At 36.5% G+C, this 15,519-nt stretch carries 18 protein-coding genes and 1 pseudogene; 8 read left to right on the plus strand and 11 right to left on the minus strand.

What is annotated here, in order from left to right:
• Positions 1-118: 118 nt before the first annotated feature.
• From ACFQ19_RS12365 to ACFQ19_RS12375, 3 genes are all read right to left on the minus strand, one after another.
• Positions 119-241, minus strand: a complete 123-nt coding sequence (locus ACFQ19_RS12365) for a hypothetical protein (RefSeq protein ID WP_379592512.1) — start codon at positions 239-241, stop codon at positions 119-121.
• A gap of 555 nt (positions 242-796) precedes the next feature.
• Positions 797-1,948, minus strand: coding sequence for an NADH-dependent flavin oxidoreductase (locus tag ACFQ19_RS12370; protein ID WP_379592514.1), 1,152 nt, complete (start codon positions 1,946-1,948; stop codon positions 797-799).
• A 487-nt stretch (positions 1,949-2,435) separates the two neighbouring features.
• Entirely contained in the window at positions 2,436-3,434 is a 999-nt protein-coding gene (locus ACFQ19_RS12375; RefSeq protein WP_379592516.1) for a ZinT/AdcA family metal-binding protein, read from the minus strand.
• Positions 3,435-3,681: 247 nt separating this feature from the next.
• Between ACFQ19_RS12375 and ACFQ19_RS12380 the strand changes: the two genes are divergently transcribed.
• The 5 genes and pseudogenes from ACFQ19_RS12380 to ACFQ19_RS12400 all read left to right on the plus strand — a co-directional run bounded on the left by ACFQ19_RS12380 (position 3,682) and on the right by ACFQ19_RS12400 (position 7,999).
• Entirely contained in the window at positions 3,682-3,996 is a 315-nt protein-coding gene (locus tag ACFQ19_RS12380) for an ArsR/SmtB family transcription factor (protein ID WP_379592689.1), read from the plus strand.
• Between the two features lie 85 nt (positions 3,997-4,081).
• The gene (locus tag ACFQ19_RS12385; RefSeq protein ID WP_379592518.1) at positions 4,082-4,510 is read left to right on the plus strand and encodes a DMT family transporter; all 429 of its coding nucleotides are present in this window, start codon (positions 4,082-4,084) and stop codon (positions 4,508-4,510) included.
• Positions 4,511-4,521: 11 nt separating this feature from the next.
• A complete protein-coding gene (locus ACFQ19_RS12390) occupies positions 4,522-4,986 on the plus strand; it encodes a DMT family transporter (RefSeq protein ID WP_379592520.1) in 465 nt (154 codons plus the stop codon).
• 362 nt (positions 4,987-5,348) lie between these two features.
• Positions 5,349-5,930, plus strand: a pseudogene (locus ACFQ19_RS12395) (N-acetylmuramoyl-L-alanine amidase family protein); the annotation flags it as partial.
• Positions 5,931-6,895: 965 nt separating this feature from the next.
• A complete protein-coding gene (locus ACFQ19_RS12400) occupies positions 6,896-7,999 on the plus strand; it encodes a DNA alkylation repair protein (protein WP_379592522.1) in 1,104 nt (367 codons plus the stop codon).
• Between the two features lie 402 nt (positions 8,000-8,401).
• Here the strand turns inward: ACFQ19_RS12400 and ACFQ19_RS12405 are convergent, their stop codons facing one another.
• From ACFQ19_RS12405 to ACFQ19_RS12425, 5 genes are all read right to left on the minus strand, one after another.
• Positions 8,402-9,871, minus strand: coding sequence for an MDR family MFS transporter (locus ACFQ19_RS12405; protein ID WP_379592524.1), 1,470 nt, complete (start codon positions 9,869-9,871; stop codon positions 8,402-8,404).
• 38 nt (positions 9,872-9,909) lie between these two features.
• Positions 9,910-10,113 (minus strand): hypothetical protein, encoded by a 204-nt coding sequence (locus ACFQ19_RS12410; protein WP_379592526.1) that lies wholly within the window; start codon positions 10,111-10,113, stop codon positions 9,910-9,912.
• A gap of 83 nt (positions 10,114-10,196) precedes the next feature.
• Entirely contained in the window at positions 10,197-10,700 is a 504-nt protein-coding gene (locus ACFQ19_RS12415) for a hypothetical protein (RefSeq protein ID WP_379592528.1), read from the minus strand.
• A gap of 164 nt (positions 10,701-10,864) precedes the next feature.
• The gene (locus ACFQ19_RS12420) at positions 10,865-11,041 is read right to left on the minus strand and encodes a MerR family DNA-binding transcriptional regulator (protein WP_379592530.1); all 177 of its coding nucleotides are present in this window, start codon (positions 11,039-11,041) and stop codon (positions 10,865-10,867) included.
• Between the two features lie 583 nt (positions 11,042-11,624).
• Positions 11,625-11,927 (minus strand): hypothetical protein, encoded by a 303-nt coding sequence (locus tag ACFQ19_RS12425; RefSeq protein WP_379592532.1) that lies wholly within the window; start codon positions 11,925-11,927, stop codon positions 11,625-11,627.
• A 473-nt stretch (positions 11,928-12,400) separates the two neighbouring features.
• Here ACFQ19_RS12425 and ACFQ19_RS12430 point away from each other — a divergent pair, with 473 nt between their 5' ends.
• Entirely contained in the window at positions 12,401-12,742 is a 342-nt protein-coding gene (locus ACFQ19_RS12430) for a VOC family protein (protein ID WP_379592533.1), read from the plus strand.
• Positions 12,743-12,827: 85 nt separating this feature from the next.
• Here ACFQ19_RS12430 and ACFQ19_RS12435 read toward each other — a convergent pair whose 3' ends face one another.
• The 3 genes from ACFQ19_RS12435 to ACFQ19_RS12445 form a co-directional block, all read right to left on the minus strand.
• Positions 12,828-13,025, minus strand: a complete 198-nt coding sequence (locus tag ACFQ19_RS12435; protein ID WP_379592535.1) for a cold-shock protein — start codon at positions 13,023-13,025, stop codon at positions 12,828-12,830.
• A gap of 334 nt (positions 13,026-13,359) precedes the next feature.
• On the minus strand, positions 13,360-13,977 hold the full coding sequence (locus tag ACFQ19_RS12440) for a type IV toxin-antitoxin system AbiEi family antitoxin domain-containing protein (RefSeq protein WP_379592537.1): 618 nt from the start codon (positions 13,975-13,977) through the stop codon (positions 13,360-13,362).
• A 49-nt stretch (positions 13,978-14,026) separates the two neighbouring features.
• The gene (locus ACFQ19_RS12445; protein ID WP_379592539.1) at positions 14,027-14,215 is read right to left on the minus strand and encodes a hypothetical protein; all 189 of its coding nucleotides are present in this window, start codon (positions 14,213-14,215) and stop codon (positions 14,027-14,029) included.
• A gap of 261 nt (positions 14,216-14,476) precedes the next feature.
• Here ACFQ19_RS12445 and ACFQ19_RS12450 point away from each other — a divergent pair, with 261 nt between their 5' ends.
• Both ACFQ19_RS12450 and ACFQ19_RS12455 read left to right on the plus strand, forming a co-directional pair.
• Positions 14,477-14,935 (plus strand): DUF4183 domain-containing protein, encoded by a 459-nt coding sequence (locus ACFQ19_RS12450; RefSeq protein ID WP_379592541.1) that lies wholly within the window; start codon positions 14,477-14,479, stop codon positions 14,933-14,935.
• Positions 14,936-15,081: 146 nt separating this feature from the next.
• On the plus strand, positions 15,082-15,465 hold the full coding sequence (locus ACFQ19_RS12455) for a DUF4183 domain-containing protein (RefSeq protein ID WP_379592691.1): 384 nt from the start codon (positions 15,082-15,084) through the stop codon (positions 15,463-15,465).
• The last annotated feature ends 54 nt before the right edge of the window (positions 15,466-15,519 follow it).

A 15,519-nucleotide genomic window follows, 5' to 3' on the forward strand; every position in this document is an offset into this window, starting at 1 on the left:
TTAAAGCTCTCCCAATGTCCCTGTTCATCAAATAAGATGCGTTTTAGAATGTTCGTCTCCATACATTAAATCTACCACAGTGTTTCACACTGTGGTAGATTTAAATTTATATACTTTCTTATCTTTCAAAAAAGGCCATGAATTCTTGAAACAACTCTTCAATCAAATTCTTCCAGAGCCCGTCATAATCAGGCTGGTTTACGCGATAATCGTTTGTATTTTCTTTGATTGCGTTTAGCATTAGTTTACCACATCTCCAAGTAATTATAAATTTGTTTTCATCATACTGACTTTGTGCAGGGAAAGCAAAATCGTAAAATGGAATTTTCCACGTTAAAAATGAATGCATAAAAGAAATTTCGCCCCATTATTTTATGTTTTTCGATTATAAAACAGTATCTATTTTTGATTTTTAATGATTTTTCTAAATTACAGAAAAAGATTGCTCTTTTAAATCGCAAAAACTTATGACCCGCATTCCATCCGGTTCCAGCCTATCGCTGTTGAAATGAAAGCTATCGCCTTTTTAGCTATCACTTCAAACTATTGAATTTTGCACATACCACGATGACAGCATATGAACTTAAAAAGAAATATCAGAGATCAAAGCAAAACCATATATCCCTTACACTACTTCTGTACCTAAAAAAATCTATTACAATCACTAAGCCTAAATGCTTTGATGATTGTAATAGATTTTAGGATGACATTTTCCTTTCATTTCATTGCAATAAACGGCAAATGCGCCCTCGCCTTTTTATATACTTCGAAGGTTTTTCACTTTACCGTTACTGCATTACTTCCCATCCGTTCTTGGCAGTTCATAGAGGCCTTTATTAAATTGCTCCCATAAACCAGGCGGCAAATCATGATGATCTTCTCTGTTCGAATCGAATTCCGACATGATTTCTTCTTCTTCGCCATTTTGAATTTTATGAACGAATTGATGATCTAATAAAATTTCTCTGCCTAATGCTATCTGGTCAATATTTTTTGATTCTATAGCTTCTAACGCCTCTTCTGCAGTGAATATGGAACCAATACCAACGAGTGGCATACGACCGTCTATCCATTTGTGCAATAATTTAATTCTTTCTTCACCTTGATACTTCCCTTCACGGGTTTTAGCGTGTACGTTCATTAAGGAAACATGTAAATAATCCAACGGTTTATCCATTAAAAGCTTCACCAATTCTTCTGTGATTTCCATCGTTATACCTGGTGTTTCTGCTTCTTCTGGTGAAAATCTATATCCAACGATGAAGTTGTCATCTGCATGCGTTTGAACCGTGTGGACAACCTCATCTACCACTTTCATTGGAAATTTAAATCTGTTTTCGCCCCATTCATCATCACGACGATTATAATATGGGGAAACAAATTGTTCGATAAGATAATGGTTGGCCCCGTGTATTTCTACACCATCAAACCCTGCTTCGATCACTCTGCGTGTTGCCTCGCCAAATGCTTTAATGGTGTGTTCAATTTCTTCTTGCGTTATTTCTCTGGCATGATGTTCCTCTTTTTCATAGGACGGACTATGTTTTACATCACCTTGCAAAGTTATAGGGCTTGGAGCAACTACATCGCCATTCGGTGTTAAATATGGCATAGACTGTGCCCCTCCATGGTGTATTTGCACAACCGCTTTTGCCCCATTTTTCTTCATCGCTTTAGCTAATCGTTTCAAGCCATCCAAATTGGAATCATGCGCAACGGAAGGCTGACCAGGAAAAGCTTTCCCTAACTCAGTCACATAACTAGCTGCAGAAATAGCCAATCCGACATCTTTGGAGCGTTTTTCTATATATTCTATCTCTACATCAGAAATGGTACCGTCCTCGTGAGAAGATACATGCGTGAGCGGTGCCAAGACAAATCTGTTTCTTAATTCAACTTTATTAGGCAAAGTTACCTTTTCAAATAATGGTGCAAACTTCTCATTCATTACTGCAATTCCCTCCTGTTATGTTACATGCATAACATATATTTTACCTGAATAATCAGGATGAAAGCTTCATTCAGCAAGTATTTTAATATTTTATACCTCCTTCACATGTCATGAAGACTGGAAAGAGCCATAAATTCCACAAATGCCAAATCACCATGTTTACTGTTTTATTATACTCTCCTTCTTTTATCTTATTTTGTTTTACATATTCGTACTATAACAAAATATATATGCATGCGCAAACAAATTTATTTTTTTAACCTATACATTTAATTTATAAAGCAACCCCTTTTTCATTATTGATAGATGTACAGAATATGTTGAATCATGGAAGAATAAAACCAATGGTTAATCAAATTCTTACTCCTATAAGTAGTACAGCATTTGAATGAGAATACGATAAAAGGCTATAACTCTTACATACAGATTTTGTAAGAGTTATAGCCTTTCTATATAGAAATCCTTTCAATGTCTCGTTGGACGATTAGTGCATATACAAATCATCTACAATTTGTTCTTCGCTCCACTCTACAGGATAATAGGTTGGCCAATGGTCCACTTCTTCCAGAAGCTCTTCTTTATCATCTCCCCAATAAATATGGAAATGCGAGGAATTATGTGGTGCGATGTTATGATCACTGAACTGGATGTTCTGAGGTGCTTCCTCATCCCCTTCTTCCAATTCAAACATGAAACGGACACCACGATTACCCGCTTCATACTCAAGAATTTCATAGCCATCATTTACATAGGTTCCAGAGTATGTTTCGTCCCCATCATGAAATGTAAATTCACCACCTTCAGTAATTTCGATGTTATCTACACTCGTTTCATAACCTGCTTCATAATACTCCTTGTATTCTTCAAATGTCATTTCGCCATCTTCTTCGGCTCTATGCTCATATACTTCATCAAGAGCACCTTCTTCAAAATAAGGATATACGGACTTCCACTCTCCAGCCCAGTCTGAAATGTCTCTATCCTCCACATCTTCATCGTCGAAATATCCCTCATAGACATCGCTATCGTGGTCATCAATTACCACCGTTACAGGATCGGTTTCACTAATGACTTCATGGTTGTCATCGTAAAACGTTGCTTTTAACTGCTGCTGGTCCAGTTCTGTTGCTTCCCCTGCGAATGTTTCTCCATCACCGCCGTCAGCTTCTTCCCATTCGCCTTCATCTCCGCCTCTGATATACCAGTGCCAATGACCATCACTGTCATCTTCATTTGCGATTGCTGTCAGTTCCACTGTATCGCCAGTGTGATAATGGTCTATAAATCCTTCTAATTCGGCAACGCCTGCTTCTGCATTTTCTTCAGACTCATGATCATGGTCATGTTCCTCTTCTTCGGTTGCCTCGGTATCTTCTGCTGTTTCTTCATCCGAGTCAGCATCCTCATCTGCAGTATCCTGACATGCTGCAAGTATCAACGCTAAAAATGCCATCATTGCAATTCTGAGCAGTTTTTTACTCATCCATATTCTCCCCTCTTTATGTAAATAGTAATGATTACGATTTAAATAATACCATTATATTATCATAAATACAATAGGGTAATTCATATCATTTTTTAATAGGCATAAAATAAATTTATTTAGACGAATGATAATGAATGATTTTCCGTAATAAATTCAGACTTAGTTATACCATAAGTGATTTATAAGGATTAATCCCAAATTTCTAATTTGACATATCGTGAAAGTTCGATATATAATGGCTATTATGGAATTAATTGATGTATTTAAGGCGTTATCAAATGAAACTCGACTCAACATTTTGAAGTGGTTGAAGGAACCGGAGAAGCATTTCCCTAAACAAGGTGCTCATCTGCCAAAAGGAGTAAGCATTAAAGGAGGCGTATGTGTAGGAGATATTCAGGAAAAAGCGAATGTTTCTCAATCTACGGTTTCCCATTACCTAAACATGATGCAAAATGCTGGTCTCTTAGAATCTGTTCGTTATGGTCAATGGACTTATTATCGGCGAAACGAAGAAACATTATCTCGTTTAGCGGAATATTTTAAAACAGAAATCTAAGCTGATAGTAGGTTTCTGTTTTTTTACGCTTTTATATCGATTATTTTAGATATTTATATATAAGGATTTAGGAGGTTATTATTTCATGCGCTACTTCGCATATATTTTAGCAGTATTAGCAGGGACTGCACTCAGCTTTGAAAGTGCTATATACGGACAACTTGGAGAATCAATAGGAGAACTGGAAACCAGTTTTTATAACTTCTTTATGGGGACACTCATTATGGGATTATTATGGTTATTTTTTGGAAAAGGAAAACTCTCCTATGCAAAGAAAGCACCAACGTGGTCACTTCTTGGAGGAATCTTAGGTGTCGTTTATTTAACAGCTATCGTTATCAGCGTTCCTTTTGTTGGTGTTGGTATCACGATGGTTACCGTCATTATCGGCCAACTGATAATGAGTATGGTTATTGAACATTTTGGCTGGTTTGGGATTAAACAAACCAGAATAAATAAAGAAAAAGTCTTTGCAGTTATTTCTATGATATTTGCATTGATATTAATTAACTAGGAGGTCTCATAATGGAGATATTAATGATTCTATTTACTTTATTAGGTGGTATCACATTAAGTGCACAATCATCCGTTCAAGGAACACTGAGCCGGAAAGCTGGAACCATTGAAACAACATTCTTAACTATGCTAACAGGGTTAGTATTTCTGACTATTATTATTATATTTTTTGGTCAAGGTGATGTTCTTGGGATACTTTCGGCACCAGTATGGCAGTTAAGCGCTGCATTTTTAGGTACAGGATTCTTACTTCTCTCTGTCATAGCTGTTCCAAGAATTGGGGTTATAGCGGCCAATGTTGCCATCATCAGCGGACAGTTAGGGATAAGTGTGATAATTGATCATTTTGGCTGGTTTGATAGCTTAGTCATCCCATTAGATTGGAAGCGGCTTGTCGCACTGCTATTTATGATGATTGCCGTTTATTTCATTTATAAAGGGAATAAACGGTCTGACTTGGAAGCTCATACATGAATGAAAAAGAGAAGTTGCTATGATTGTTTCATGGCAACTTCTCAAGTAAAGAACTTTGTTTTCATTAAAAATAATCTCTGTCAAAATGATTAGGTGGCTCTTAATAAGATTTTTAAAAAGGTACATCGTTCTGTTGTGTGAAATAATGACCTATTCTATCGTTTTACAAATTTTTAAACATATAGAAATATATTTTATCAGTCTATCAATATAACGACCTATCGACAAATTTTTTGAAAGAAACTAAAATAGTTAAATAATTATATAGAAGGAGGAATAGCATTATCTTTTCAAAACAAAGAAAACGAAACATAAAAAAGCTTCTGTTTGTTTCTCTCATTTTGGGAATCGCCTTCATAGGTATGACTATTCCCCATCAGGCAGCAGAAGCAGCAAACACGCACATTTATATCGATCCAGGACATGGCGGCTCTGACCCAGGAGCGACAGCGAACGGGTTACAGGAAAAGGATGTAGCGTTGGATATTGCTTTGAAAACCAGAGACATTCTCAATGAACAGTACACTGGTCATACCATTAAGCTTTCTCGAACATCTGATATTACCAAGTCATTAGATGCAAGAACGAATGAAGCAAATAATTGGGGAGCTAACTATTTTGTTTCTATACATATCAATGCAGGAAGCGCTACAGGTTATGAGTCTTATACATGGAATGGAAGCTATGATAACAAAGAAAGAACCAACGCCATAAGAAACACGGTCCATAATGAAACAGTTGAACAAACTGGATTCACAGATCGCGGAAAAAAAGAAGCCAATTTACATGTCTTACGCGAATCGAGTTCACCAGCTATCTTAACGGAAAATGGATTTATCGATAACGCAAATGATGCGGACAAGCTGAAAAGTGATGCCTTTATAGAAGAAATAGCACAAGGGCATGCGGATGGGATAGCTAGAGCGCTTGGTTTATCTGCTAAGTAAGCTTTGTTCTTTTCGAAACCTCTAACAAATGGAAGGTAAATGGAAAAATCAAAAATGTTTGATAACGGTTGTCCCGCCATCTACTTATGAAGATGGCGGGGTAATTTATGTGTGCTTTAAGCACAGATTACACATATCAAACTTGTATGTTTATCCCCTTTTTTTGTATTTTTAAGGTTATGAACAAAACACTAATTATACAGCATCAAAATAAAGAACATAAGAATAACAATAATTCCCCATTTTATAAGCTGTGTGATTAAAAACAATAAAAATGATAACCAAAGATAACTGAAGATAGTTTTATATTCGTTTTGGGTGACGCCAAAAGATTTTGCGAGTTTCAAGGAATAAATGTTCTGCAGTATATAAGCAATCCATTCTTTTATTAAATATATGGCGTAAAACAACAATCCAAGCATGATAAAAAATCCAAGCATGATAAAAAATCCACTGAATTCTGTAAAAAATGCCAGACTTTCATTCAATGAAATAGACATTAGTGCAGTCGCTATTAAACAAGCAATGAATAACCTGCCTCTTATGAGAGATGAAACATATGAAATGCCTGGTCTCGCAAATTTCACAATTACATTTGGATTTATCATCTGATTTATATAACCCAAAAGTTTAAACGTTTGAGCAACATTTCTCCGGGATTTTCTTTTAAAGAAACCATGTTTAACATATAGAGGAAATGCTTGTTCGACATCTGAATACGATGATGGATAGATGATTACTTCATCATAATTTTCATCATGATGATGAAAAAGTTCATAATATGCCCCCAGCTCTGTATAATAATCAAGTACGGAAAGTGGGGTAGAATTCGAATGCTATAATAGCCACATAATAACATGTGAAAAGGAGTAATCTGTCTTACTATAAGGGCAGTTATTCCTTTTTTGTCCTATCTATTGTGGGCTCCCCTAGACTACACACCATTTGAGAAGGAGAAGCATATGGCAGAATTACTAAAAAACAAGTATAATTACGAGTCGGTTTACGAGCTGGCTTTAAGAATTAGAACTGTATATCATTCGTTTCAGGTTGATGATTTTGTCAACGATATTATGGACGAAAGATGGAATGAGTTAGGATTGAAAGCACGTATGCGGCAAATTGTAATAAATTTAGGAAAGTATTTGCCTGCCGATTATGAACAGGCGCTTGGTATCCTTGATAAGGTCATTGCGGGTTATCCTGCAGGATTTAACGACTTTTCTTTCATGTTTTTCCCAGATTTTGTTGAAGTCTATGGGCAGGATGAGCACCATTGGGATTTGTCAATTGCTGCGTTAGAAAGATATACCCCGCTCTCCTCTTCTGAGTTCGCCGTGAGACCATTTATCATCAACCAGGAAGAGCGTATGATGTTCCAGATGGCTACGTGGGCCAGGCATGACAATAAGCATGTCCGGCGGCTTGCCAGTGAGGGTTGCCGCCCGCAACTACCATGGGGACAAGCATTAGCCAGCTTTAAAAATGACCCATCGCCGGTTCTTGATATTTTAGAACAGCTTAAAGCTGATCCATCACTGTATGTCCGTAAAAGCGTGGCCAATAACTTAAACGATATTTCCAAAACGCATCCTGACCTGGTCGCAGAAATTGCCAAGGATTGGTACGGTCAAAACGAGCATACGGATTGGATTGTAAAGCACGGGTGCAGGACACTTCTTAAAAAGGGCAACAGGGATGTATTGGCCATCTTTGGGTTTGCAGATGCCGATTACTTGAATGTTGATGCCTTTGCGCTAAGTGCTGCGTCGATTTCGATTGGGGAGAATTTGACCTTTTCCTTTAAGATTGAAGCAAAAAAAGCAACCAAGGTACGGCTGGAATATGGCATTGATTATGTGAAAGCAAATGGAAAGCGAAACCGTAAAATATTCCAAATATCCGAGCTTTCTTTAAAGAAAAACGAGAAGAAGACTTACACAAAAAAACATTCTTTTGCAAATCTAAGTACAAGAAAGCATTATACAGGCCCTCATTCGGTTACACTTATTGTGAACGGCGTCGAGCAGGGTACGTTGCATTTTGACGTATTAGCTGCTAAATAGGATACTCTGTCAGCAGGCTGTCGGGGCTGTTTTCTTTATTCTCCTAATTTCGAAGTACAGACAAACTCATTTGTGTTTATCACAAGCTGAAATTAAAGCGTATAATTTTGGATTCCGTTTAGGAGATTTATCAATTTCAATATGTAGTACTTCTGTCCATGTTACTTCACTTTTTAAAAATATAATAAAAGGCTATAAACCCTTGCAAGAAAAATTTATAGCCTTTTATTATCACACGATCTGCAAAAAATAAAAGCCTGTCTATGACAGAATGGCTTTTTATCAATTATAAATTATTATTTAACAACGTTAGTTGCTTGTGGTCCACGATTACCTTCTTCGATGTCGAAAGTAAACGCTTGATCTTCTTAAATAACAGCTTTCCTTTCTTGTATATGTCGCCTATTCTTTCATTTCTCTAGTTTTAGCCCGGTATACAAATAAAGACATGATAAACGCAATGACCGCCATGATAAACGCGATAAAGTATACCAGTTCCATACCGCCAATCATGGCTTCGTTAATAGAAGCTGGATCTGCCGGTGTTGCCGACTGGCTTAATATACTTTCTTGCCTTGTATTCATAATACTTACAAATATAGATACTCCAATTGCTCCTGCAACAGGCTGTAATGTGGTCACGATAGCTGTCCCATGAGGATACAGCTGTTTAGGTAATTGGTTTAATGCATTCGTTTGGGCCGGCATCATAATAGCAGATACGGAAACCATCAGTAATATAAAACCTATCATCACAAACCATAAAGGAGTATCCATACTTAATCTGCTGCTCATCATAAACATAGTTCCACTTAATATCAGCGTAGCGGGAATCATCATTACCTTAGGTCCAAATTTATCAAACAAAGCCCCCATTACCGGAGACATTAGTCCGCTAAGTATGCTTCCTGGTAATAAAACCAGACCGGCTGTTGATGGAGATAATGCTAAAGGTCCCTGCATATATAGCGGTAATATAATTTCAGATGCAAACATGGCCATAAGAACAAACAAAACTAAGATAATCCCATGAGTAAACATTGGGAAAGCAAATGCTCTTAGGTTCATGATTGGTTCATCCAGTTTAAACTGCCTCAAAGTGAATAGTAACAGTGCGATCAGCCCAATCACAATAGGAATATATGCAGCTGGATCTAGAAATCCATTTTCTAAATCTCCTGCAGAACTAAACCCATATACCGTTCCCCCAAATCCAATTGTTGAGTAAACAAGGGAGATGACATCTATTTTCGGCTTCGTCACTTCAAATACATTAACGACGTATTTATATGCAAGAAAAATAGAAAGTAACGCAAAAGGAATGACAGCGATAAATAAATATCGCCAGCCTAAGTGTTCAACAATAATTCCTGAAAGTGTCGGTCCGATAGCAGGAGCAAACATAAGAACGAGCCCCATAAATCCCATCACCTTTCCACGACGTTCAGGAGGAAATATTAATAAAAACACATTAGATATAATCGGGAGTAACAGACCTGTTCCAGCCGCTTGAATGAAACGACCAACCAACAAAATAGAAAAATTCGGCGCAATGGCACAGATTGTTGTTCCGATTGTAAAAATGATCATTGTTCCGATAAATAATTGACGTGTTGAAAACCATTGCATGAGCATAGCTGACGCCGGAATGATAATTCCCATCACCAGCATAAAACCGGTTGCCATCCACTGAACCGTGGGTAGTGTAATTTGAAATTCACTCATTAATGTGGTTAATGCAATGTTTAATAAGGTTTCATTCAAAACTGCAAAAAACGCACCAATAATTAGTGAGATAATAATAGGCATTGATTTGAAATTTGGATTTTCTGCTAAATATTCATACTTCCCATTGGTATGTTGACTCGTCATTGTGCAAAACTCCTTGAAGATTGCTTCAATAATTTCATTTAATTCTCCCTCTTCTCTTTCTGATTACATAATAGACTCATATAATCTATTGTTATTTGCTCAAGCCACTTTTTTTCCTCTGCTGTGAATGGTGTAGGAACGAAACGTTCGATTTCTTGAATATAGGCTTCTACCTGTTCTTCATTTTCTTTGACGTTAATATCTACGGAAAAAATATCCGTTAACTCTTTTGAAAAATCCATATCCGCCTCCTCAAGAATAAGGCTATAAGTGCGTGTTCAAAAGTACGATAAATAGGACCAAGAAGTTCAAGGCGACGAATTTTTTACAAACGGAGCGTATGCTTTATAATACGTGAGTATTGGAAAAAATTCGTCAACGCAGAAATTCGTCGTGTCATTTTTATTGGACTTTTTGAACATCCTCTATAAAAGTCATTCAACATTTGTTTGACCTCTGAATTATCTGCCGGTCTCCCAAAGTTCGCTTTAACCCGTTTACAAAATATCAGCAATTCCTTTTCAAAGAGCATCTTCTCCTTAGCTCTCTGAGGAAACAACTTTTTTATGACGTCATCTTTAATAATCCCTTTCGCCAACTCCAGCTGTTTTTTCTCGTTTTGCATACTTGCCAGTAAACTGACAAGTATATCATGATCCACTTCTTTTTCATTTTCTAAGAGATATATCGTCCGATGAATGACATCCAACGCCATATCAATCTGTTCCTTATCTTTTATCAGTTTTGATTCTTGCAGCCTTAACGTATCGATAAAGTTTAGATTGAAAATATCCAGTTCCATATAATCCTTAATATTATCTAAGCTCATCCCTAAGAACTTCATCGTCATAATTTTATGCAGCTGAAGCATATCTTCTTTTTCATAAAACGAAACTTCATTAAGTGGGAGTTTTCGCCCTTCTCCCACTTAATGATTAGTTGAGTGATTCAGGGAGTTAGCGCCCGTTATCTCCCGCCTAAATAAATTTATTCTTACTCTTTATTTGGAGGCGGGAGTTTTACGGGCGGTTCTCCGTGATAAACACGATGACCCGTCTTTTCATCTCTCCTCGGCTTCAATATATTTATTTCATCATAATAATAAAGTGTCCTTACAGAAACACCTACCGAATTGGCAAATTCACTGATTGAGAATGTTTCTTTTTTCATAACTGGTTACCCCCCTCTCTAGATTGATGGATTTATCGTATCACCATACGTGGCGAGAGGCGCAAGAGGAATTCATTGATTTTCACACGTTTTTATACATTTTAAAAATCCAATTAAAAATTATCCCTTCTGTGCGTATCTAAATAGTAATGTTAAGAAATTATAAAAAAATGGATTCCCAAACGTAAAGGAATCCATTTTTTGTTTAGCTAGTTTCTCTAACGTCCATTTCGTGAACCAAGTTTGGGAGTTTCCTAGAAAAATTAAATACCGTCTCATTAGTATATCAAGTCTTTTCTCATAGTATTAATAGATCCGTTTAACATCGTATCCTTTTTCCTCCAGTTCGTTTGGAATGCTTGGTTCAATCACAACGTGCATAGATCCGACCATACCGAAATATGTTTGTTCACTGTCATTTTGTAAAATTTCATCACGTTTGTTATTAGGTTATGATTGATACTCGAACAACCGATAAGCACCACCATAAGTAATAAAGAATAAAGCAGTGATTTAAATGTAGACATATCTCAATCAACCCTTTCCCACTCTATTTTTTCAAACTGTTTGAAGTCCATGGCTCCTAAGCGAACGAATTAGTCGCTATCCCCCAACCGCTTGTTTCCATATCAATCAACCAATGGCTGCGGAGCATGAGAGCCTGTTCTATTGCAGCTAATGCTGCTGCAATACCAATCGCAAAATTTGTCCAAATGGAGAGAGTGATTGGAGATTCGAATTTGCCTATATTTTCAGAGACCGATGGAATTTTAGCAATAGACTCCATAAGTTGCGGTAAGCTTAGAACAAGTAACATTAATAAGATAGCAACAGCTATTCCTGCAATAAAAGTACTTATTCTTGGGCAGCGCATATAAAGTGTCATCCGTAAACCTCTTATTTATCCGTTAAATATTTAATACGATTGATTCCGCTTCCTCCACTCTTCACCTCAAGAATACCATCTTCTATCGGGAAAGCAGCCGGAAGCGTGGAATAGGCAATATGCTTGTTATTGTGATTTGAACTACCCCCACTTCTCAACCTTACGCGGCGGTTTTAGCTTGTCTCCTTAACGGTGGAGATTTTATCTAACATGTCTTTTCTTTTATTCGCAATCTTTTCATGAATCCGGGCTACTTTTCGTTTTTGTTTCTGTCAATTCATGGAATAATCAACAGCTTTTTATTATATTTTGGTGTTGACCCTCAATTTTGAGAGAATACATGTTTTTCTACCATATTGTATTTCACCTTATCTTTAACTTATAATATGGTTGTATGTATAATGATGATGAAGCTGCTTGGAGATAATATATTTAACAAAAACTAAGATTTTATTATGTAGAGAGGTGATTGTATGCAATTAAGTCATTTAAATCTAACAGTCAACGATGTGGAAGCTTCACAGAAGTTCTTGGAGAAATACTTTCATATGAAATGTGTAAACAGTCGTGGTAAAGGATTTGCAGCTATGTTTGATGATAGTCAATTTGTACTTACGCTAATGAAGGGAAACGATGTTCAATATCCAAAGACCTTTCATATTGGGTTCCCGCAAGAAAGCAGGGAGAAGGTGGATCAAATAAATTCACAGTTAAAAGAGGATGGTTATGAAGTAGAACCTCCCATTGAAGCTCATGGATATACCTTTTATGTGAAAGCACCTGGCGGATTTACTGTTGAGATTTTGTCTGAGTAAAATAAAAAGGTTCTTTAAAAATATTAAACGAAGCAAAATAAAAATCCTTTCTGCAATAGAAAGGATTTTTACCAATGATAAATTATTATTTAACAACGTTAGCTGCTTGTGGTCCACGATTACCTTCTTCGATGTCGAAAGTAACTGTTTGACCTTCTTCTAATGTTTTGAATCCTTCGCCTTGAATTGCTGAGAAGTGTACGAATACATCGTCCCCACCTTCAACTTCGATAAATCCAAATCCTTTGTCTGCGTTAAACCATTTTACTGAACCTGTGTTCATATGAAATTCCTCCATTGTGCGCAATGCACACGTTTATTACTTTGGTTGTTCTGATAATAATTCAAGACGATGATATACATTGTGAAGTTATGACATAAATCCTGTATTGCTAACACGAACAATTAAGTTATTTGTAGTATAACACATGTCACTTAAAAAAGATACCATTCTATATATATTTGAAAACGAACTCCTTGTTCAATTAATACGTCCGTTTTAGAGGATGTTCAAAAAGTCCAGTAAAAATGACACGTCGAATTTCTGCGTTGACTAGCAAATTCCGAAATAGCTTGAAAAAAGGAGCATATTATTTCAGATTTTATGCCGAATAAATTTAGAACTCGGATGCTGAGATAATGTGCTCGCTTACAGCCAAAATCCTTTCGTTAATTAAATTGTTCATATTAAATTGTTTTCCATATGCTTCTAAACGATCAAGATTTTTGTCTTCTCTGCTTAAATAATCATCTAACATTTCTTCAATAATACCAGGAGTTGTTTTTTTATACCTCAACATATCAATAATTGTTTTTTCTAAATTAGTTACTCTTAATGGATTAGAATCCCAACTATCCACCACATCAATATATTCGCTATCCATTTCTTTCTTTGAAATATAATATGGCTGAATGTTTTGTTCATTCGAATTGATTAGATGATACCCTCTCGGGAAAGATACATGATATACAAACGGATATTGTGTACTTAACCAGTGCAGCATTACTGCGGTTTCATGAGAAAAAACACCTTTAGGATATTTTAATTGAAGCATATACAAATCATCAAAATAAGAATCATCCAAGAAATAAACACCTTGACAATACTTTTGAATATCTTCACGTTTAACTGCTTTTCTAAATGTTGAATCATGAATACCATATTTATTTGCCATTTTTGTCGTTAAAATTCCGTTATGATCTTTAAACAGCTGAATTAATTTTGATTGAATCACGGGTATCACCTCAATACTATCATACCAATAATTCACGTTTCATACAACGTTATAACCCCATTTCATCACTCAATCCAATCGGTTGATACCCTATGATATGATTATCATCAAGTAGCATATTCCGATAGCCCATGTATTCATATTTTCTAATTGGTTCATCACTAATATATGACTGTGTTTCTGGAATGACAACCGTCCCCAGTAATATATATTCTCCATCATAGAAACCGCCATACACTTCAATGTCGTCAATTTCATAAATGATTCGGCTTCCTCACCCTATTGCTATCTCTTTATCAGTTTCCTTTAATTCTTCTCCATTTTAACGGTGGAAGTTTCCGTTATAAGGAATCATTCATACAGCAATAATTCGGAATGGCAAGTGACATACCTTTTTTTACTTGCCAAATACAGCCAGTTGCACAGTCAAATCACCTCCTTTTTAAATAAGCTATAGAAAAGCGCATTAAAATTTCATGTAGGAGGGGGTGAAATACCGTTGAATGAAAGCTATTATCATAGTAAAAAGCGACGTGGCAGAGATCCCTATCCAAATTGCCAGTGCCATCATTGCAAAAAAGAGCGCAAAAAGATTCATGAGGGAAATGAAAATAACACATCCAATACAAATACATTTCATCCTATATTTAATCCATCCATTACAGTCAATATGTCCCCTGAACACACGCCACCCCCTATAGGAGTGGATACTGTCCAATACCTTACCCTTGCCGAAGAAGGGAAAAAGGTTTATACGAACGAGGATGCATTAAAGCAATATGGAAGTAGCGATATACTTGACCCGGACAATGTTTCCACGCTACATTTATTTGTCAATGGCGTGTTGCAGCCTCCATCCATTTACAGTGTCGAGGAAGGTATTCTTCACTTAGAATCCAGTGACCTACCTCCAAAGGATGCCCCAATTACGCTTCTGTTTGTCACGGTTAAAGGATAATATTACCTTTATATTTAATAAGTATGCCTTTTTTAACGGGACATTTTGTTCACTTCCAATATGAACTAGTTAGTCCAACCAAGCATTTCCACCCCCTCTTCATAGAATACAATGTGGTTGATAGAAAATTGGAGGTGAAAATGAATATGGCACTTCAGTTAATGAAAATCGCTATTAGCGGTACAATTGACACAGATGTGAATCCTGAGTCCGCAAAATTCTTTTACATTACAACAGCAGATACAGCAGCAGGAAGTACATTATCTATTGATGCTGCAAGTTTCCTAGGGGATGATGGTGAAGCGGTAACGACACTTCCAGAACTTGCAGAAGATAATAGTTATTTCACTGTGGAAATTAACGGTGTTGAGCAAATGCAAGGCTTATCAACATATACACCAGGTGCTGCAGGGACTGGTTCCTTAGACATTGCTGTTCCTGCTGGTGGAGGGTCCATTCCAGCAAACCAAACCGTTATCTTACAAGTGGTTAATTTCGCAGCAACATCCTCAGGGACATTTGACACCTAGGATAAAAGCATTGCCTTTGTGCCCACCAGATACTGGCAGGGCACAAAGAAATGT

This window comes from Oceanobacillus locisalsi (assembly GCF_042675985.1).
Taxonomy (GTDB): domain Bacteria; phylum Bacillota; class Bacilli; order Bacillales; family Amphibacillaceae; genus Oceanobacillus; species Oceanobacillus locisalsi.

Coding starts and splice junctions, on each gene's coding strand:
- ACFQ19_RS12435 (WP_379592535.1), bottom strand. CDS start 13,025: ATGAACACAGGTTCAGTAAAATGGTTTAACGCAGACAAAGGATTTGGA.
- ACFQ19_RS12370 (WP_379592514.1), bottom strand. CDS start 1,948: ATGAATGAGAAGTTTGCACCATTATTTGAAAAGGTAACTTTGCCTAAT.
- ACFQ19_RS12365 (WP_379592512.1), bottom strand. CDS start 241: ATGCTAAACGCAATCAAAGAAAATACAAACGATTATCGCGTAAACCAG.
- ACFQ19_RS12430 (WP_379592533.1), top strand. CDS start 12,401: ATGCAATTAAGTCATTTAAATCTAACAGTCAACGATGTGGAAGCTTCA.
- ACFQ19_RS12380 (WP_379592689.1), top strand. CDS start 3,682: ATGGAATTAATTGATGTATTTAAGGCGTTATCAAATGAAACTCGACTC.
- ACFQ19_RS12425 (WP_379592532.1), bottom strand. CDS start 11,927: ATGACACTTTATATGCGCTGCCCAAGAATAAGTACTTTTATTGCAGGA.
- ACFQ19_RS12375 (WP_379592516.1), bottom strand. CDS start 3,434: ATGAGTAAAAAACTGCTCAGAATTGCAATGATGGCATTTTTAGCGTTG.
- ACFQ19_RS12385 (WP_379592518.1), top strand. CDS start 4,082: ATGCGCTACTTCGCATATATTTTAGCAGTATTAGCAGGGACTGCACTC.
- ACFQ19_RS12455 (WP_379592691.1), top strand. CDS start 15,082: ATGGCACTTCAGTTAATGAAAATCGCTATTAGCGGTACAATTGACACA.
- ACFQ19_RS12405 (WP_379592524.1), bottom strand. CDS start 9,871: ATGACGAGTCAACATACCAATGGGAAGTATGAATATTTAGCAGAAAAT.
- ACFQ19_RS12420 (WP_379592530.1), bottom strand. CDS start 11,041: ATGAAAAAAGAAACATTCTCAATCAGTGAATTTGCCAATTCGGTAGGT.
- ACFQ19_RS12390 (WP_379592520.1), top strand. CDS start 4,522: ATGGAGATATTAATGATTCTATTTACTTTATTAGGTGGTATCACATTA.
- ACFQ19_RS12415 (WP_379592528.1), bottom strand. CDS start 10,700: ATGAGCTTAGATAATATTAAGGATTATATGGAACTGGATATTTTCAAT.
- ACFQ19_RS12410 (WP_379592526.1), bottom strand. CDS start 10,113: ATGGATTTTTCAAAAGAGTTAACGGATATTTTTTCCGTAGATATTAAC.
- ACFQ19_RS12400 (WP_379592522.1), top strand. CDS start 6,896: ATGGCAGAATTACTAAAAAACAAGTATAATTACGAGTCGGTTTACGAG.